17 protein-coding genes and 1 other RNA gene are annotated in these 16,818 nt (G+C 64.3%); 10 read left to right on the top strand and 8 right to left on the bottom strand.

All coding sequences use genetic code 11. From position 1 onward, the window contains the following. From modC to modA, 3 genes are all read right to left on the bottom strand, one after another. A partial coding sequence (modC, locus tag J0I79_RS22945; protein WP_292864370.1) for a molybdenum ABC transporter ATP-binding protein occupies positions 1-931 on the bottom strand: 931 nt, incomplete at its 3' end. After that, positions 928-1,632, bottom strand: a complete 705-nt coding sequence (modB, locus tag J0I79_RS22950; RefSeq protein ID WP_292864373.1) for a molybdate ABC transporter permease subunit — start codon at positions 1,630-1,632, stop codon at positions 928-930. The genes modC and modB, both read right to left, overlap by 4 nt. Before the next feature lie 34 nt (positions 1,633-1,666). Then, the gene (gene modA, locus J0I79_RS22955; RefSeq protein ID WP_292864376.1) at positions 1,667-2,461 is read right to left on the bottom strand and encodes a molybdate ABC transporter substrate-binding protein; all 795 of its coding nucleotides are present in this window, start codon (positions 2,459-2,461) and stop codon (positions 1,667-1,669) included. Between the two features lie 176 nt (positions 2,462-2,637). On the opposite strand from modA, the gene J0I79_RS22960 reads away from it, so the two are divergent. Next, positions 2,638-2,847: a molybdopterin-binding protein gene (locus tag J0I79_RS22960; RefSeq protein WP_115144575.1), complete on the top strand. Its 210-nt coding sequence runs from the start codon at positions 2,638-2,640 to the stop codon at positions 2,845-2,847. Positions 2,848-2,864: 17 nt separating this feature from the next. After that, positions 2,865-3,356 (top strand): tRNA (N6-threonylcarbamoyladenosine(37)-N6)-methyltransferase TrmO, encoded by a 492-nt coding sequence (gene tsaA / locus J0I79_RS22965; protein WP_292864384.1) that lies wholly within the window; start codon positions 2,865-2,867, stop codon positions 3,354-3,356. A gap of 8 nt (positions 3,357-3,364) precedes the next feature. Here tsaA and J0I79_RS22970 read toward each other — a convergent pair whose 3' ends face one another. Continuing rightward, positions 3,365-4,159: a thymidylate synthase gene (locus tag J0I79_RS22970; RefSeq protein WP_292864387.1), complete on the bottom strand. Its 795-nt coding sequence runs from the start codon at positions 4,157-4,159 to the stop codon at positions 3,365-3,367. 359 nt (positions 4,160-4,518) lie between these two features. Then, complete coding sequence (locus J0I79_RS22975) at positions 4,519-4,830, bottom strand: DUF2853 family protein (RefSeq protein WP_292864390.1); 312 nt, start codon at positions 4,828-4,830, stop codon at positions 4,519-4,521. Between the two features lie 168 nt (positions 4,831-4,998). Between J0I79_RS22975 and ssrA the strand changes: the two genes are divergently transcribed. Together ssrA and J0I79_RS22985 are read left to right on the top strand one after the other, a co-directional pair. Next, positions 4,999-5,359: a transfer-messenger RNA gene (gene ssrA / locus J0I79_RS22980) on the top strand. A gap of 110 nt (positions 5,360-5,469) precedes the next feature. Next, positions 5,470-6,024, top strand: coding sequence for an AAA family ATPase (locus J0I79_RS22985; protein ID WP_292864393.1), 555 nt, complete (start codon positions 5,470-5,472; stop codon positions 6,022-6,024). A gap of 46 nt (positions 6,025-6,070) precedes the next feature. Here the strand turns inward: J0I79_RS22985 and J0I79_RS22990 are convergent, their stop codons facing one another. After that, on the bottom strand, positions 6,071-7,276 hold the full coding sequence (locus tag J0I79_RS22990; protein ID WP_292864396.1) for a multidrug effflux MFS transporter: 1,206 nt from the start codon (positions 7,274-7,276) through the stop codon (positions 6,071-6,073). A gap of 187 nt (positions 7,277-7,463) precedes the next feature. Between J0I79_RS22990 and J0I79_RS22995 the strand changes: the two genes are divergently transcribed. The 4 genes from J0I79_RS22995 to J0I79_RS23010 all read left to right on the top strand — a co-directional run bounded on the left by J0I79_RS22995 (position 7,464) and on the right by J0I79_RS23010 (position 9,308). Next, a complete protein-coding gene (locus J0I79_RS22995) occupies positions 7,464-8,153 on the top strand; it encodes a TetR/AcrR family transcriptional regulator (protein ID WP_292864399.1) in 690 nt (229 codons plus the stop codon). Between the two features lie 146 nt (positions 8,154-8,299). Then, positions 8,300-8,833: an SspB family protein gene (locus J0I79_RS23000; RefSeq protein ID WP_292864402.1), complete on the top strand. Its 534-nt coding sequence runs from the start codon at positions 8,300-8,302 to the stop codon at positions 8,831-8,833. Positions 8,834-8,850: 17 nt separating this feature from the next. Then, a complete protein-coding gene (locus J0I79_RS23005) occupies positions 8,851-9,045 on the top strand; it encodes a DUF4169 family protein (RefSeq protein WP_292864405.1) in 195 nt (64 codons plus the stop codon). Positions 9,046-9,083: 38 nt separating this feature from the next. Continuing rightward, the gene (locus J0I79_RS23010; protein WP_292864407.1) at positions 9,084-9,308 is read left to right on the top strand and encodes a ribbon-helix-helix domain-containing protein; all 225 of its coding nucleotides are present in this window, start codon (positions 9,084-9,086) and stop codon (positions 9,306-9,308) included. Here the strand turns inward: J0I79_RS23010 and J0I79_RS23015 are convergent. Continuing rightward, the gene (locus J0I79_RS23015) at positions 9,305-11,104 is read right to left on the bottom strand and encodes a chloride channel protein (RefSeq protein ID WP_292864409.1); all 1,800 of its coding nucleotides are present in this window, start codon (positions 11,102-11,104) and stop codon (positions 9,305-9,307) included. The two genes, J0I79_RS23010 and J0I79_RS23015, sit on opposite strands and share 4 nt — an antisense overlap. Before the next feature lie 150 nt (positions 11,105-11,254). Here J0I79_RS23015 and J0I79_RS23020 point away from each other — a divergent pair, with 150 nt between their 5' ends. Continuing rightward, the gene (locus tag J0I79_RS23020; RefSeq protein ID WP_292864412.1) at positions 11,255-11,692 is read left to right on the top strand and encodes a helix-turn-helix domain-containing protein; all 438 of its coding nucleotides are present in this window, start codon (positions 11,255-11,257) and stop codon (positions 11,690-11,692) included. Between the two features lie 26 nt (positions 11,693-11,718). On the opposite strand, the gene J0I79_RS23025 is transcribed toward J0I79_RS23020, so the two are convergent. Continuing rightward, on the bottom strand, positions 11,719-15,708 hold the full coding sequence (locus tag J0I79_RS23025; RefSeq protein WP_292864415.1) for an AsmA-like C-terminal region-containing protein: 3,990 nt from the start codon (positions 15,706-15,708) through the stop codon (positions 11,719-11,721). A gap of 133 nt (positions 15,709-15,841) precedes the next feature. Here J0I79_RS23025 and J0I79_RS23030 point away from each other — a divergent pair, with 133 nt between their 5' ends. Then, the gene (locus tag J0I79_RS23030) at positions 15,842-16,810 is read left to right on the top strand and encodes a Dyp-type peroxidase (RefSeq protein ID WP_292864418.1); all 969 of its coding nucleotides are present in this window, start codon (positions 15,842-15,844) and stop codon (positions 16,808-16,810) included. Positions 16,811-16,818 lie beyond the last annotated feature (8 nt).

Below are 16,818 nucleotides of genomic sequence, written 5' to 3' on the forward strand. Positions count from 1 at the left end.
CGCCCGGGCTCACCGCCACGATCGTGCCGGGCAGGATGTTGAGCGCGCTGAGGCCAGTGGGTTGCTCCGTGGCGATCATCACGTCGCGCGCACGGATGCGGATACGCACGGGCGCGCCGGCCTTCGCCGCAAGGCGCGGCACGCGGATCTCGCCGGCCGTCGAACTGAGCACCGTCATGCCGAAAATCTCATCATGGCGCAGCACTTTCGTGTCCAGCACCGCGCCACCCTCGCCGCGCTCTTCCACCGGCAACAGGTCGAGCCGTTGCATCACCGCCTCGGTCGGGCCGCTGGCGACGACCTTGCCCTGGGCCAGCATCACCACGTCGCTGGCCAGCCGCGCCACCTCTGCGACCGAATGGCTGACATAGACGATCGGGATTTTCGTCTCGTCGCGCAGCCGCTCGATATAGGGCAGGATTTCGGCCTTGCGCGCCTCGTCGAGCGAGGCCAGCGGCTCGTCCATCAGCAGCAGTTTCGGGCTGGCAAGCAGCGCCCGGCCGATCGCCACGCGTTGCTTCTCGCCGCCCGACAGCCTTGCCGGACGGCGCCCAAGCAACGGACCGATGCCGAGCAGCTCGACGACGCTGTCCATGTCGGCGTAGCGCTCCGCCGCCGGCGTGAACCAACGGCCATAGCGTAGATTGGCCATCACGCTCATATGCGGAAACAGCCGCGCGTCCTGGAACACCATGCCGATGCGGCGCTTGTGCTTCGGCACGAAAACACCCTTGGCCGTATCGACCAGCACACGGTCGTCGACCTCGATGCGGCCTTTGTCCGGGCGGATCAGCCCGGCGATCATGTTGATCAGCGTCGTCTTGCCCGAACCGGACGGCCCGAACAGCGCCGTCAGCCGCCCGGCGCTTTCGAAGCGGACGTCGATGGCGAAATCGCCGAGCCGATGGCCGATGTCGACGCGGACGCTCATTCGATGTCCATCCGCCGGCCGACGCGCCGGGCAAGCACTTCCGAGGCGACCAGGGCCGCCATCGAGATGATGATCGATATCAGCGTCAGGCGTAGCGCGCCGTCGTCACCACCCGGCACCTGCGTGAAGGTGTAGATCGCCGACGGCAGCGTCTGCGTCTCGCCGGGAATGTTGGAGACGAAAGTGATGGTCGCGCCGAACTCCCCCATCGCCTTGGCGAAGGCCAGGATGGAGCCGGCGATCAGCCCGGGCAGGATCAGCGGCAGCGTGATGGTGGCGAACACCCACAAGGGATTGGCGCCAAGCGTTCCCGCCGCCGCCTCCATCTTGCGGTCGACGGCCTCGATCGACAGCCGGATCGCCCGCACCATCAGGGGAAAGCCCATGACGCCGCAGGCAAGCGCCGCACCCGTCCAGCGGAACGAGAAGACGATGCCGAAATGCTCAGCCAGAAAGGCGCCGGCCGGCCCTCGCCTGCCGAAGGTGAGCAGCAGGAGATAACCGGTCACGACAGGCGGCAGGATGAGCGGCAGATGAACCAGCCCGTTGAGCAGCGTCTTGCCCCAGAATTTACCCCGGGCAAGCAGCAGCGCGATCAGGATGCCGGGCGGCAGGCTGGCCACCATCGCAACGAGAGCCACCTTGATGGACAGCCGGACCGCATTCCATTCGTCGGGAGTGAGGTCCAGCAGCCAGTTCATATCGCCCAGTTCAAAGTTGCTATGTCAGGCGCTCTTATTTGTGCTTCAGAACCGTAAAACCCTGTTCCTTGAAGATCTTCGCGGCAGCCGAGGATTCCACGCACTTCAGGAAGGCGGGAGCATCCTTGTCCTTCGAATCCGCGGTCTGCGCAATCGGATAGATGATCGGCGGGTGCGAATCCTCGGGGAAGGTGCCGACCACCTTGACGGTCTTGTCGGCCTTGGCGTCGGTGGCATAGACGATGCCGAGCGGCGCTTCGCCGGTGGAGACCAGCTTCAGCGCGGCGCGGACGTTCTCGGCCTGGGCGACCTTGCCCTCGACCGACGACCACACGCCAAGCGATTCCAGCGCCGCCTTGCCGTATTTGCCGGCCGGCACGGCCTTGAAATCGCCCATGGCGAGCTTGCCGTCACCAAGCAGCTTGGCGAGGTCGAAACCCTTCTCGACCTTGGCCTTGACCTTCGAATCCTTCGGCGCGACCAGCACGATCTGGTTGCCCAGCAGCTGTACTTCCGTCTCCGGCTTGGTCAGCTTCTTGTCCGAGAGATATTTCATCCAGTCGAGATCGGCCGAAACGAAGACATCGGCCGGCGCCCCGCCCTCGATCTGCTTGGCAAGCGCAGAGCTTGCCGCGTAGGAAATGGTCGCGGCTTCGCCGACCTTCTTTTCACAGGCCTTGTTGACCGCGTCGAGCGCGTCCTTGAGGCTTGCGGCGGCAAACACGGTCACCTTGCTGTCGTCGGCACGAGCCGCCGGTGCGGCCGCCATCAGCATCGCCGCCAGACCGCCGATCGCCATCGCCTTCAATCCAAAACCCTTGCCCGTCATGAAATCTCTCCCTGATTTGAAATCCGTACGGCCCAAAGCCTGCAAATCGATATATCCGCACGAACATAACAAGGGAAGGGCCGGCGCCCATTGAAACACTCTATCTGGTCTTGTGGGTGGCACGGCGCGGCTGTTCTGCTAAAAACATGCGCGAAACAGTACTGAAAGGAACACCGATGAAGATCAGCGCCCGCAACGTCCTCAAGGGAACCATCACCGAGATCGTCAAGGGAGCCACCACCTCGCATGTCAGGATCGATATTGGCGGCGGCACCATCGTCACCGCTTCGATCACCAACGAGGCCGTAGCCGATCTCAAGCTCGAAAAGGGCAAGCAGGCCTACGCCGTGGTCAAGGCCTCGGACGTGATGGTCGGCATCGACTGACGTCCGCGCGGTCGGACATGGTTCGCGAAAACGAAATCAGGCCGAGCGAGGTCGCGGTCGAGGCGCCGCCGGCGACAGATGCCGGGCTGGTGTTCATCGGCGTCATCCGCACGCCATGGGCCTCGCGCCTGGTCACGCCGCGCCAGGGCCGGGCCGACGGCCCGGTCTGCCGCATCGAGATATTCGATCCCTGGCGCCAGGCGTTGGACGGCATCGAGCAGTTCGAGCGGCTGGAGGTGCTCTATTGGCTGCATCTGTCGCGGCGCGACCTTGTCAGGCAGAGCCCGGCCAGCGACGGCACCTCGCGCGGTACCTTTGCGCTGCGCTCGCCGGTTCGGCCCAACCCGATCGGCACTTCGATCGTCACCCTGGCCGGCGTCGAGGGATCGACACTGCTGGTTCGGGGCATGGACTGTGTCGATGGCACGCCGCTGCTCGACCTCAAGCCGGACCGCACGCTTTTCAAGCCGATCGCACCGCCGCAGGCTGGTGACTTCGAAGTCGGTTAGGAGCGGATTTAGACCGCTATCGGCGCCTTGATCGAGGCATCGGCAACGTAATTTTCCAGCCGGAAATCCTCGAAGCGGAAGGCGAAAAGGTCCTTCACATCAGGATTGATCCACATGGTCGGCAGTGCCCTTGGCGTGCGCCGCAGCTGTTCGCGCGCCTGCTCGAAATGGTTGGAGTAAAGGTGCGCGTCACCCAGCGTGTGGACGAAGTCGCCGGGCTTCAGCCCGGTCACCTGCGCCACCATCAGCGTCAGCAGCGCGTAAGAGGCGATGTTGAACGGCACGCCGAGAAAAATGTCGGCCGAACGCTGGTAAAGCTGGCACGACAGCCGGCCTTCCGAGACGTAGAACTGGAACAGGCAGTGGCATGGCGGCAGCGCCATGGCTTCCACCTCGGCCGGGTTCCAGGCCGAGACGATCAGCCGCCGCGATTGAGGATTGCGGCGTATCTCCTTCAGAAGATTCGCGATCTGGTCGATAGACCCGCCATGGCCATCCGGCCAGGAGCGCCATTGCTTGCCGTAGACCGGGCCGAGATCACCATTCTCGTCGGCCCACTCGTCCCAGATCGTCACGCCGTGGTCGGTCAGGTACTTGATGTTGGTGTCGCCGGCCAGGAACCAGAGGAGTTCATGGATGATCGACTTCAGATGCAGCTTCTTTGTGGTGGTGACGGGAAAGCCGCGCGCCAGGTCGAACCGCATCTGGTAGCCGAAGACGGAACGCGTGCCCGTGCCGGTGCGGTCGCCGCGATCGGCGCCGTGGTCCAGCACATGCTGCAGGAGGTCGAGATACTGGCGCATCGGTTCCGGCTCGATTCGATTGAGCAGGTATTATAGCTCCCGGAACGGTGGCAGAACACACCAAAACGGCTCGAGCGTTGCTTGTCCCAAGAGTGTTTCCGGGAGCGTTTGCGCGGCCCCTCATTGCCCTGCCGGGCATGTCTCCCCGTATAGGGACGGGGAGAAAATGGCTGGTCGCGACCACCGTGCTTGTTCTGCAACGTGAGAGATTGGCGAAACCATCGGCGAAAGCGTCCTTCTCCCCGTCCCTATACGGGGAGAAGATGGCGGCAGCCAGATGAGGGGCAGCGCCGACTTTGCCAATCCAAGGCTTGCCCGGCAGGCGCTGGCCTACCGCCAGGGTGGACTTACCGGAGATTTCAGAGGGAGCCGAGCTTGCCCAGATCCTTGGCCACCAGATAGTAGAAGGTCACGCGGTGCTTGCTGTGGTCGGCATGCATCGCCTTGCAGGTCTTTTCGATCGCGGCATCGGCCTTTGCGCCGTCGCTGACGCCGAGCTTCTTGGCAACCCAGCTTTCCTTGACGCGCTCGAGTTCCTTCGGGTCGGTGCAGGACACCAGCGAGGAGTCGCGGTTCCTGAGCGCGATGCCCAGGTGCTTGACGATCTTTTCGACCGCATCGGCGTTCGCGCCGGCGTCGTATTTCTTCACGTCTGCAAGATAGTCGGCCATCGAAATTCCCCTCGTCGGCGCCACGGATCCGATCGATGAGGGCTGTGGCGCGCTTCGCAACTTGTGCGCTAGGTCGGCAACTCCTCACCGCTCACGAAGCTTGGGTTGAGAGCGCGCCCAAGTCAACCCTTGCCGTCGCAATTTGACACAAGAACAAAGCCTTATTGCGGCCTTTCATTTTCCCGCACCGCCCCCTATATTCGCTTCGTCGGCTTGACCGACTATGGCGATAAACAGGCGATGAAATAAGCCGTTCGGACCCGGGGGCGGTACCCGGCGCCTCCACCAAAAGCCGCTGTCGAGATGAGAGCGGTTTTTGCTGGGGGCGAAATAGGATCGACGAAGGTGTAAAGATCGTACTTTTGCCCGGCATTGTACCACCGTCATCGGGCTAAACTTATAGTTGCCAACGACAACTATGCGGAAGCACGTCTCGCTGCTTAATGCAGTGCGATAGCTTCAAATCAAGCCCTAGAGGTTCGCACTTCTAGGCGGGGTTCGGAGGTACCTGGCAACAGAAACCTCCACTTCTGCCCCTTCCCCCAACATGCGTCGTACGCCACCGCGATTCTCGTCGGCCGGGCCTTTGTGCCCGCCGCGTAGCGTCCTGGCGGCACGCACTCTCACCATGGACAAGACATGCACAATGATTGCGATCGATTCTTCGTGCTGACCGGTGGTCCCGGTTCCGGCAAGACCACTTTGATAGAAGTCTTGGCGCAAGCCGGCTTTGCCACCGCGCCCGAGGCCGGGCGCGGCATCATCCGCGACCAGATGGCGATAGGCGGCCCTTCCCTGCCCTGGCAGGACCGGGCGCTGTTCGCCGAGTTGATGCTGTCATGGGAACTGCGCTCCTGGCATGCCGCGCATGCCGAGCCTGGTCCGGTGTTCTTCGACCGCGGCGTGCCGGACACGATCGGCTATCTCAGGCTCTGCGGCCTGCCGGTGCCGGATCACGCCGTCAAGGCGGCGAGGACATTTTCGTACGCGCGCCGCGTCTTCATCGCTCCGCCATGGCCGGAAATCTTCGCGCGGGACGACGAGCGCAGGCAGACGTTGGACGAGGCCATCCGCACCCATGATTCGGTGGCCGGCGTCTATGCCGAACTCGGTTACGAACTGGTGCCCCTGCCGCTTCTACCCGTGGAGGAACGTGTCCGCTTCATCCTCGATCAGGCCGGCCTGCGGGCATGAAAAAGGCCGGGACGAGCCCGGCCTTTCAAGGTTCATCGAAGGTCGTTTATTCCGCCGGCGCCTCGACGGTCTCGCGCGAACGGCCGAGCGTAAGCTTGGCCAGCGTGAACGAGATCACCGCGCAGAGCGTGATGCCGGCGACCATCGGCAGCGGCGTGCCGTCGAAGAACACCCCTGCGACGCCCATGGCCAGCGCGCCGATGGCAAAGTGCAGCGTGCCCATCAGCGCCGAGGCGGTGCCGGCGATCTCGCCGTGCTCTTCCATGGCCAGCACCGAGGTGGTCGGGATGACCAGGCCGAGGAAGCCGTAACCGACGAACAGCAGCGCCGCCATCACGTCGAGCCGGTCGACGCCGGAAGCCATGATCGCCAACAGGATCACCATCGTCGTGGCATAACCGGTCACCGCGACGCGCACCACGCGCCGCAGGCCGAAGCGCTCGGCCAGCAGCCCCGTCAGCTGCGACATGCCGATGAAGGCCACCGCGTTGATCGAGAAGAACACACTGTAGACCGAAGGCGACAGCCCGTAATGGTCGATCAGGATGAAGGACGAGCTCGACAGATAGACAAAGAAGCTCGCAATACCGAAGCCGGCGATCGCCACCAGGCCAAGGAAGTTGCGGTCACCCATCAGGAAGCGGTAGCCGGCAAGCGCGGTGCCGAAGGACGACCCGACGCGCTCTTCGGCCGGCCGCGTCTCCTTGAGCGAGGTCGCCAGCAGAATGGTTGCGAGCGCGGCCGCGCCCGTCACCGTCCAGAACACGGCGCGCCAGCCGAAATTCTCGATGATCTGGCTGCCGGTCAGCGGCGCCAGGATCGGCGACACCGAAAACACCAGCATCAGCAGCGACATCAGCTTGGCCGCCTCGTTGCCGGTGTGCAGGTCACGCACGATGGCGCGCGGCACGGCCATGCCGGCGCTGGCGCCAAGGCCCTGCAGGAAGCGGAAGGCGATCAGCCATTCGATTGTCGGGCTCATGGCCGAGCCGATGCCGCCGACCATGAACAGCGCAAGACCGCCATAGAGCGGCAGTTTGCGGCCGACCATATCGGAAATCGGTCCGACGACGATCTGGCCAAAACCCATCGACAGGAAGAAGATCAGAAGGCTCATCTGCACGGCGGCGGTGCCGGCATGGAGATCGGTGCCGATCGACGGCAGCGCGGGCAGGTACATGTCGATGGCGAAGGGGCCGATTGCGGACAACAGGCCGAGCACGACCGCGATGCGGAGGAATTTGGGACTCATGATATTGGCTTCTTTCGAATGTGGTTGCCGCCGCCGGTCGGCGTCTAACCCCAGGACGTTCCATCCCGTCGGATTCCGACACTCCGGAAGCGAATTCTCGCTGCCTCTCCGGCCGAAACCTCATTTTCTCTGTCCACAAATTTAGACAGCCTTGTCCAAATCGTCAATCACCTCTATATAGATTTTCATGAGATTGGGCGTTTCTCCTGACACTTTCCCGCCACGCGGACACGAGGCCAAACGCCTGTCCATTGTCGACGCGGCGGCCGGGGTCTTCTGCCGCGAAGGTTTCGCAGGCGCCAATATAGACCTGATCGCCGCCGAGGCCGGCGTCTCGCGCCAGACCGTCTACAATCATCATGGCGACAAGGAAAAACTGTTCATCGCCGTGGTGCGCGACCTTACCGAGCGCTGCAATGCCGGCATCTTCGCCACCATAGCCACCTTCCCCGACCAGCCCGGGAATATCGAGGCCGACCTGATCGGCTTTGCGGTGCGCCTGAACCAGAATTGCATCTGCAACCGCGACGGCAAATTCCTGCGCAAGCTGATCCAGACCGAGGGCGAGCGCTATCCCGAACTGTTTGCCGAGTGGCGCGAACAAGGTCCCGGCAGGACATGGCCGGCTCTCGCCGCCCGCTTCGCCCGCCTCGCCTATGGCGGTTATCTCGTGATCGAGGATCCAGACGTGGCCGCTCGCCAATTCCTTGGCCTCGTCAACGCCGAACTGCAGACCACCTTCATGCTTGGCGGCACGCCGAGCGAGAGCGAGGTGGTGCAATCTGCGACGAACGGCGTGCGCACTTTCCTGCGCGCTTTCGGCAAGCGCCCTGCCCCAGCCGGCGTCAAGAAGCAGGCCACGCTCGCCAACGCATGACATTTGCCGCTGTTGCAAGCCGGGTTCGCCGATCAAATCGTTGGCAATAGTCCTCGTCTCGATGCGGCGGCGGTCTATATCAGGTTTACGACGCCCTCAAGCTTGATTACAGCTATGCGGACGATTCAACGGAAACCGACCGCCACATGGCCGACGACCACATCCGCTACGACATTCTGGCCCAGGAGGCATTGCGCGGCGTCATGCGCAAGGTCCTGGCCGAGGTCGCACGCACCGGCCTTCCAGGCAACCACCATTTCTTCATCACCTTCCTGACCGGCGCGCCCGGCGTGCGCGTCTCCTCGCGCCTGCGTGAGCGCTACCCGGAGCAGATGACCATCGTCATCCAGTTCCAGTATTGGGACCTGAAGGTGACCGATACCGGCTTCGAGGTCGGCCTGTCTTTCTCCGATGTGCCGGAGAAGCTTGAAATTCCGTTCTCGGCCGTGCGCGGCTTCTACGACCCCTCGGTCAATTTCGAACTCGAATTCGACGTCAAGACCGACGCGCAGCCGGAAGAGGAACCGGCCCAGCCCGCGCCCGAGCCGCTGACCATCGTCTCCGAGAAGAAGCCCAAGGCCGAGAAGAAGGCCGCGGCCGAGCCGGAGAAGAAACCAGCCGCGGCCGATGCCGCCAAGGGCGCCGAAGTGGTTTCACTCGACGCCTTCCGCAAGAAATAGGCTCGCGGGTCCGCGCCATGGCCGACATCGTCAATCTCCGCCAGGCCCGCAAACAGCGGGCGCGGGATGAGAAGGCGCGCGAGGCGGAGCAGAACCGGGCCCTTCATGGCCGCTCGAAGGCGGACAAGCAGCGAGACCGGCTCATCGCCGACAAGGCGGAAAAATTTGTCGACGGCCATCGCCTCGATTCGTCCGGCAAGGACAAGCAATGAGTATTCAGCAATGAGTGTTCGGCAGTGAGCGTTGCGCCATGAGCGCCGTCGAAAAGCGCTCGGTCACCATTCGCGGCCACCGCACCAGCTATTCCCTGGAAAAGCCCTTCTATGACGATCTCGTCGCCATCGCGGCGGCGAGAGGCCTGACGCTCGCCGCCCTGGTCGCCGAAGTCGACGCGACGCGGCCTCGCGACACCAACCTTTCCTCGGCGCTGAGGCTCCATGTCCTGGACTGGGCGAAGCGCGGGACGGCCTCTTAGACGTTGGCGGCGTCGATCTTTTTCGAGCGCCTCGTGCCAAAGCCCAGCAAGGTCGAACGATCGCGCTCCTCGGCCTGCTTCCTGGACCGCACGCGCATCAGATCCTTCCAGCCGACATAACCGACCAGTTCCTGCCCCTCGCGGGTGACGACCGGCAGGTGCGAGACATTGGCCATCAAGAGCTTGTCGGAAAGGCCTTCCAGATATTCGTCGGGATAGGCGAGCGTGACCTTGCTTCCGGCCAGCAGTTCGCCGAGCGTCGTCGTGCGATGCCGGCCGGCACGGCGCCAGCGCAGGATCGCGGGCGGATCGATGAGACCGAGCACCTGGCGGTTCTCGTCGATGACCGGAAAGCTCGGATGGCGCGTCTCGGGCGCGGTCAGGAAGGCGGCGGCGCCATGCAGCGTCATCGTCGCCGGCACGCTTTCGACCTGCGACGTCATCACCTCGCGAACCCTGGTCAGCGCGAACGGATCGACGCGATATTCGCGCACGAGGTGATGCCCTCGCCTCGCGACCTTTTCAGTCAGGATCGAGCGCTTCATCAGGAGCACGGTCACGGCATGCGCCGTCGCGCAGGCAGCGATCAGCGGGACGAGCACATGCGTGTTGCCGGTCAGTTCCACGGCGAAGAACGTCGCCGTCAGCGGCGCGCGCATCGTGCCGCCCATTGTCGCCGACATGGCAAGCAGCGCCCAGAAGCCGGGATCTGCCGCCGGCAGGAACCCGCCGAGCACGGCGCCCATCGCGCCGCCCATGATCAGCAGCGGCGCCAGAACGCCGCCTGATGTCCCCGAACCAAGCGCCACCGACCAGATGATCGCCTTGACCACCAGCAGCAGCAATGCTGCCGTGGCGATCGTGCGGCCATCGAGCATATCGGCGATGTTGTCGTAGCCGACGCCGAGCGCCCGCGGCTCGATCAGGCCGCCGATGCCGACCACGAGGCCGCCGATCATCGGCCACCACATCCAGTGGATCGGCAATTTCTGGAAAGCGTCCTCGCAGGCATAAACCATCTGGGTGAGCAGCCCCGACAGCAGGCCAGCGGCGATGCCGATCAGCACCCAGCTGCCAAGCCTGACGAAGGAAACCGCCATGCCGCCCTGGAAGGGGAAGATCGGCCCCGGCAGATGCAGCACCGTGCGTTCGACCTCCGCCACGATGGCTGCCACCGCCACCGGGATGAAACTGCGCGGCGTCCATTCGAACAGAAGCAGTTCCACCGCCAGCATGATCGCGGCGATCGGCGTGCCGAACACGGTGGTCATGCCGGCCGCCGCACCCGCCACCAGCAGCGTCTTGCGCTCATTGTCGCTGACCGGCAGCATCTGCGCGATCAGCGAGCCGATGGCGCCGCCGGTCATGATGATCGGCCCTTCGGCGCCGAACGGCCCGCCGGAGCCGATGGAGATCGCCGACGACAGCGGCTTCAGGATCGCCACCTTGGCGCCGAGGCGGGAGCGCCCGAGCAGGATCGCCTCGATCGCTTCGGGAATGCCGTGGCCACGGATCTTCTCGCTGCCGTAGCGCGCCATCAGGCCGATGATCAGCGCGCCGATCACCGGCACCACCACCGCTCCGTAACCGAGCGGCGTATCCTGCAGCTTGAGTTCGGCAAGCGAGAACTGGCCGAAATAGGCGATGTTGGTGGCGAGCCGGATCAGCTTCAACAGCGCGATGCCTGCGAACAGCCCGGCGGTCGCGACCACCACCGCTATGGTGGCGATGGTCAGCACGCGCGCGTCGGTGGTGAAATCCCTGAGATGACCGTTTTCGGAATGATGGGGCTTCATGGCTGGCTTTCTGGCGACGGCTGGATTCTGGATATGCGGCTTGGCGGAGACGCCAGCCGGTTTTGTCGGCTCGCTATGTATCGTAACACGATATAAATTCAAGCTGGTTTTCCATCAAAACAGTTTGAGCCTTTCACCGGAATGGAACACATGTCTGGAATGACGCAGCCCAAAAAACCCCGCCCCGCCATCAGACAGGCCGACTACGAGCGCCTGTCCGAGTTTCGCTACCTGATCCGTCGCTTCCTCGAATTCAGCCAGTTGCAGGCGGAAGATGCCGGCCTGACGCCGCGCCAGCACCAGGCTTTGCTGGCGATCAAGGGATATCCTGGCGGCGGACCGGTGACGGTCGGCGATCTGGCGGAGCGCCTGCGTATCCGCCACCACAGCGCCGTCGAACTGGTCAATCGTCTCGGCGAGGCAGGGCTGGTGGTCAGGGATCAGGACAAGGACGACCACCGCCGCGTATTGCTACGGCTGACCGAACGGGCCGACGATTGCCTGGCCGAACTGTCGGCGGCGCATCTCGACGAACTCTCGCGCATAGAACCGATGCTGCGCCGGCTGCTCGATCGCGGACACGACTAGTTGGCCGCCACCCGCCGCTGGCCCGGTCAACCACCGTCCAGCGACTTTAAAAGATTGTCGATCGTGAACGGGTTGGACTTCGGTTTGGCCGGTGGCGGATTGCCGGTGGCCTCCGGCAGCGGCGTCCGCTCGACCTTCTGAGCCTCTTCGGCGGCCTTGCGCTCGGCCTCGAGCCGCGCCTTTTCCTGCTTCCGTATAGCCTCTTCGGCTCTCTGCCGCTCCTGCTCGGCCTGCGCCTTGGCTGCCTCGTCGGCTGCCTGCTGCTCAGCCGCGGCTTTCGCATCAGCATCGGCCTTTGCCTTGGCGTCGGCGTCGGCTTTTGCCTTGGCCTCCGCGTCGGCCTTCGCTTTCGCTTCGGCGTCGGCCTTTGCCTTCGCGTCCGCCTCCGCCTGGGCTTGCGCATCGGCCTCGGCTTTCGCCTTCGCGTCCGCCTCGGCCTTCAGCCGGGCAGCCTCTTGCTGCTGGCGCAGCTCTTCGGCGGCCTTGTCGCGCGCATCCTGGAGTGCCACGTAATAGCGAACCTCGCGCCGCAGCCGCTGCTTCTCCAGCAACGCGGCCTGCATCGCCTCGACTCGCTGCTGTTCTTTCTCCAGGGCGCGCTGGGTCAGGAACTGCGCCAGGGGTTCACTGTCGAACTGTCGCTTGACGGCGCCGAACGGCCCCTCGGCGGTAAAATTCATGACCGGCTCGGAGCCGACCAGCGCCTCGTCGCCGGGCCGGTAGGTGATCGCGCCCTTGGCCGAAACGGTGCTGGTGTTGAGATCGGCGGTAACATCGGCCGACAGGGTCGCCGCCGGATTGTCGAGACTGATCGGCGGCGCCCGCAACGTGCCACCGGCAACAGTAAAGGCGACATCGGCATTTCCAGCGGCAAAGCTGCCCGCGCCGGCGATTGCGGGCGCGAAATCAGCTGTCTTGGCCGCGTCGATGTCGCGACCGATCGCATCCGCCTTGGCGAGGAAAGCGCTGAACGCGTCGGGATTGACGCCGGCCACCTGCAAGCCTTTGAGCGTCGCCGTGCCGGAGCCGGACAGCGCCGCGATCATCGCATCGACCGATTTGCCGCTGGTCGAGAGCGCCGTCGAGAAATCACCGCTGCCGCCGATGCCTGCATCGGGCAGCACGTTTGCCAGGTCCGCCCCTTCCAGCTTCATCTGGCCCGTGAAAAGCCCGGTGCCGTCATTGTTCTTCAATTCGAACAGGCCGGTCAGCGCTCCACCCAGGAGTTTTGCCTTGAGGTCCGAGACCCGGATGCCTTCCTTGTCGAGCTTGAGCGAAAAGGCAGCGTCATAGGCGGTTGCAAAGGGGCCGGCTGCCAGCGCCGCCGTCGTCAGGTCGAGATCGGCGGTGAACGGCAGGCTGGATTTCTGGCTGAACGGGGCAGCCGGCCAGACACCGCCCTTGCCGCTCGCGCCACCCTTGTCCTGAAGGAAGGCGGAATCGCCGAACAGCGCCACGGCCATCGGATCGAGGTCGAGTTCGTCCAGCACCAGCGCGCCGGCCAGATGCGGCACGCCCTCCTTGGCGTCGACATTGACGTCGCCGGAAACCGCCGCCTCGTTGATCGCGCCGCTGACATTGTCGAGAACCAGCAGGCCGTTGCCATAGTCGCCTTGCGCCGACAGCGAGGTCGACATGCCCGCCCCCATGCCCGGCAACCCTATGCCCGCCGTCATCAGCCAGGGTTCGATATCGGCGGCGTCGAGATTGATCTTGCCCTTGGCGGTGGGACCTTGCGGCGTGTCGGCCACGGTTCCGTCGAACGAGGCCTTGAAGTCGTTGCCGCCAAGCTCGAATGTCGTCGCCAGCCCGCCACCCAACGTGCCCTTGGCCTGGATATCGGTGGAGGCCTCGCCCAGCATGCCGAGCGGCAATGCCGGCAGGCCGTAAAGCGCCAGCAGCGCGGTGGCATCCGGATTTTTGGCGTTGAAGGTCAGTGTCACCGGCGCTTCGAGCAGTCTGTCCGGCGCGCCCTTCCCTGAGAGCGAGGCGGAAAAGGCCGAGCCGCCGGCCTTGCCCTGGCCGCTTACCGCAAGGCCCGTCGTGCCGTCGCCATTGTCGGCGGCGCTCGCTACGAGATCGACGCGCGCATCCTGAAACAGATCGGGATAGGCGGCGGCGCGGCTGGCCAACCCCTTCAGCACCGCATTGTCGGGATAATGCTGCGCGGCAACGTCGATCAGCGGCTTCAGGTCGACGGAGACAACCGATGCATCGAGCTTGCCGGTCGGGCTCGTCGGAAAATCCTTGACCCGGCCGGTGGCGCTGATCGAGGCGCCGGCAAGTCCTCCCACTGAAAGCCGGTCGACCTCGAGCAGTCCGTCGCGCAGCCTGAGCGCCGTATCGACCGTGTCGGCGGTCAACCCGCCGGCGCTGACCGGGCCGGCCTTGATCTGGAAATCGAGATCGCTGTCGGCAAAGCGGTTGGCGCCCTTGTCGCTGACGAAGATCGAGGCGAATGCAGCCAAACCATCGACGTCGAGATCACCGCCCTCGAGGCGCATCAGCACCGAGGGTCGGGCGTCTTCCGGCTGGCTGGAATCGATGCGGCCCGAGAATTTCGCCTTGCCCAGGATCAGTTCGAGATCGCTGAAGGATTGATGGTTTTGCGACAGATCGACCTTGGCCTTGAAGCCGGCCGCTGGCAGACGACGGATCGCTTCGTCGACATCCTTCGACAGCCATGCCGCAAAACCCGAAGGTTGCGCCACCGCCAGCAGCAGCGAGCCGGTGAAGCCGAAATGGCTCTGTACGTTGAGCACGAGCATGCCATCGGCTTCCAGCGTGGTGCGCCCAGGCAGTGTCGCGGCCAGCGACTTTATCTTCCAGCCGCCATCGACCGGCTCGGCGGAGAGATGGACGTCCCGCACCGTTGTGTCGCCGGCCACCACGGCCGGCAGCTTGACCTCGACCGTGCCGGGTATGGTCGGCTTGGGCAGGTCGAGCAGCGCCTGCTCCGCCCCGGCGATGCGCTGGTCGAGCGTCAGGCCTGAGCCCGCCTGGGCACCCACGGCCTCGTCGAACTGCACCTGCGCGCCATTGGCCTCGATGGCGAAGCTCGGCTTCTGGCCGAGATCGACCGAAGCCTTGCCGTCGGCGGTATAGGGATTGTCCAGCGGACCCGTCTCGAAGCGGAATTCGTCGATACCGAGCTTCTGGTGGTCGAGCGAGAATTTGCCGTTCAGCCGGAATCCCGGATCGGGCTTGCCGGCGCTGACCTTCACCGTTTCGCCATCAGTGCCGCGCAGCTGCGCTGAATTCTTGTCGGCGCCATCTTTGTCGGCATTCGAAATCTTGAACTGGCCGGAATAGCCGGCCGCGCCATTGACGATACCGGCATTGCCGTCTGTCTCGATCACCAGCGGATAGGCGTCGGGATCGGCCTTGAGGCGAAGCCGCATCTGGCCCGAAGGTTCCGCCTTGCCGGTCGAAGCCGCGATCGCCATGCGCAACCCATCCAGCCGCATTGCGCCGTCCATGCGCCAGGGGCCGGCCAGCGACTTGGCCGAAATGGTGGTGTTGATCTCGGAAAAGATATGGCTGCGCCCGCCCGCCTCATGGCGCAGGTCGATCTGCCCGTCGGTCACCGTCAGCTTCTCGATCGAGATCTGACCGGGGTCGACGGGCGTGGAAGGCCGCATGGCCCAGTCGACGGTTCCGTCAGGCGCGATATCGATGGTCGCTTTCGGCCGCACCAGTCGCATGTCGAAGATCAGCACCTCGCCGCGCAGGAAAGGCGCCAGTTCCGCATCCATCGAAAACGTCTCGACGGTCATCGCCGGCTGGCCGTTGGGGCCGCCGGCGACGGCGACGTTGGAGAAGGTCACCGAGGGAAACGGCAGCAGCCGCGCCGTGGCATCGCCCTGCACGGTCACCTTGCGGCCGAGGATGGCGCTCGCCTCGCGCTCGAACTCGGCGCGATAGCCCGTCCAGTCGATAAAATACGGCACCACCAGCGCCGCGCACAGCACCAGCACGAACAGGCCACCGAAAATCACGAACAGGCGAGCGAGCATCAGCTCCGAACATGTTGATTGAAATTCCGCCGCACTCTACCCGCATCCGCGTGTCGATAAAGAGGCAATTCATCCGCTGTTGCGTCATCCCAAGCGATCTGAGACAAATCTCGGAAAAAGCGGAGATTTTCGGATGTCGGGCAAGAACTGGGACCGCGTGCCGATCGATGCGCAGAGCGTCGATGCCCCGCTGTCGCAATCGGCGATTTTTCTTGTCGTCACCGTTGCCGCCGACAAGGCGGCCCTGGCAAGGGTCTGTTCCGTGCTCGGCGAGCTTGACGACCTGGTCAAGAATGTCGGCTTCCGCGATCTTGGCGGCCGCCTATCCTGCATCGCGGGCATAGGCCGCGATCTCTGGGATCGGCTCAACGCCAGCCAGAGGCCGGTGGAACTCAAGCCCTTCGCCGCCATAAAGGGCGCGGTCCATTCCGCGCCGTCGACCCCGGGTGACCTTCTGTTTCACATCCGAGCGGAGCGGCCCGATATGTGCTTCGAGTTCGAGCGCATCCTGCTGGACAGGCTTGGCGTCGGCGTGACCGTCGTCGATGAGGTCAACGGTTTTCGCTACTTCGATGCCCGTGACCTGCTCGGCTTCGTCGACGGCACCGCCAATCCGACCGGTCTCGATCTGCCCGCTTCGGCGCTGGTCGGCGACGAGGATGCCAGCTTCGCCGGCGGCAGCTATGTCGTCGTCCAGAAATACCTGCACGACATGCAGGCCTGGGCGCGCATCCCCACGCCGGAGCAGGAGGCGATCATCGGCCGCACCAAGATCGACAACATCGAGATCGACGATGACGACGCGCCGCGCAAATCACACAAGTCGCTGGCCACCATCGAGGATGCCGACGGCAACGAGTTCGACATATTGCGCGACAACATGCCGTTCGGCCGGCCGGGGCAGAACGAATTCGGCACCTATTTCATCGGCTATTCCAGATATCTCTGGGTGATCGAGAAGATGCTGCAGCGCATGTATGTCGGCGATCCGCCCGGCGCCTACGACAGGCTGCTCGACGTCTCCACCCCGCACACCGGCACCACCTTCTTCGCACCGACGCGGCCGATGCTGCAGGCCCTCGTCGAGGGCGCGCAGAAATAGCCCCGCCG

It is taken from the genome of Mesorhizobium sp., from assembly GCF_017306585.1.
Lineage (GTDB): Bacteria > Pseudomonadota > Alphaproteobacteria > Rhizobiales > Rhizobiaceae > Mesorhizobium.

Excerpts from the sequence above, each read along its gene's own strand:
- modB (WP_292864373.1), bottom strand. The coding sequence starts at position 1,632 with ATGAACTGGCTGCTGGACCTCACTCCCGACGAATGGAATGCGGTCCGG.
- modA (WP_292864376.1), bottom strand. The coding sequence starts at position 2,461 with ATGACGGGCAAGGGTTTTGGATTGAAGGCGATGGCGATCGGCGGTCTG.
- J0I79_RS22960 (WP_115144575.1), top strand. The coding sequence starts at position 2,638 with ATGAAGATCAGCGCCCGCAACGTCCTCAAGGGAACCATCACCGAGATC.
- tsaA (WP_292864384.1), top strand. The coding sequence starts at position 2,865 with ATGGTTCGCGAAAACGAAATCAGGCCGAGCGAGGTCGCGGTCGAGGCG.
- J0I79_RS22970 (WP_292864387.1), bottom strand. The coding sequence starts at position 4,159 with ATGCGCCAGTATCTCGACCTCCTGCAGCATGTGCTGGACCACGGCGCC.
- J0I79_RS22975 (WP_292864390.1), bottom strand. The coding sequence starts at position 4,830 with ATGGCCGACTATCTTGCAGACGTGAAGAAATACGACGCCGGCGCGAAC.
- J0I79_RS22985 (WP_292864393.1), top strand. The coding sequence starts at position 5,470 with ATGCACAATGATTGCGATCGATTCTTCGTGCTGACCGGTGGTCCCGGT.
- J0I79_RS22990 (WP_292864396.1), bottom strand. The coding sequence starts at position 7,276 with ATGAGTCCCAAATTCCTCCGCATCGCGGTCGTGCTCGGCCTGTTGTCC.
- J0I79_RS22995 (WP_292864399.1), top strand. The coding sequence starts at position 7,464 with ATGAGATTGGGCGTTTCTCCTGACACTTTCCCGCCACGCGGACACGAG.
- J0I79_RS23000 (WP_292864402.1), top strand. The coding sequence starts at position 8,300 with ATGGCCGACGACCACATCCGCTACGACATTCTGGCCCAGGAGGCATTG.
- J0I79_RS23005 (WP_292864405.1), top strand. The coding sequence starts at position 8,851 with ATGGCCGACATCGTCAATCTCCGCCAGGCCCGCAAACAGCGGGCGCGG.
- J0I79_RS23010 (WP_292864407.1), top strand. The coding sequence starts at position 9,084 with ATGAGCGCCGTCGAAAAGCGCTCGGTCACCATTCGCGGCCACCGCACC.
- J0I79_RS23015 (WP_292864409.1), bottom strand. The coding sequence starts at position 11,104 with ATGAAGCCCCATCATTCCGAAAACGGTCATCTCAGGGATTTCACCACC.
- J0I79_RS23020 (WP_292864412.1), top strand. The coding sequence starts at position 11,255 with ATGTCTGGAATGACGCAGCCCAAAAAACCCCGCCCCGCCATCAGACAG.
- J0I79_RS23025 (WP_292864415.1), bottom strand. The coding sequence starts at position 15,708 with ATGCTCGCTCGCCTGTTCGTGATTTTCGGTGGCCTGTTCGTGCTGGTG.
- J0I79_RS23030 (WP_292864418.1), top strand. The coding sequence starts at position 15,842 with ATGTCGGGCAAGAACTGGGACCGCGTGCCGATCGATGCGCAGAGCGTC.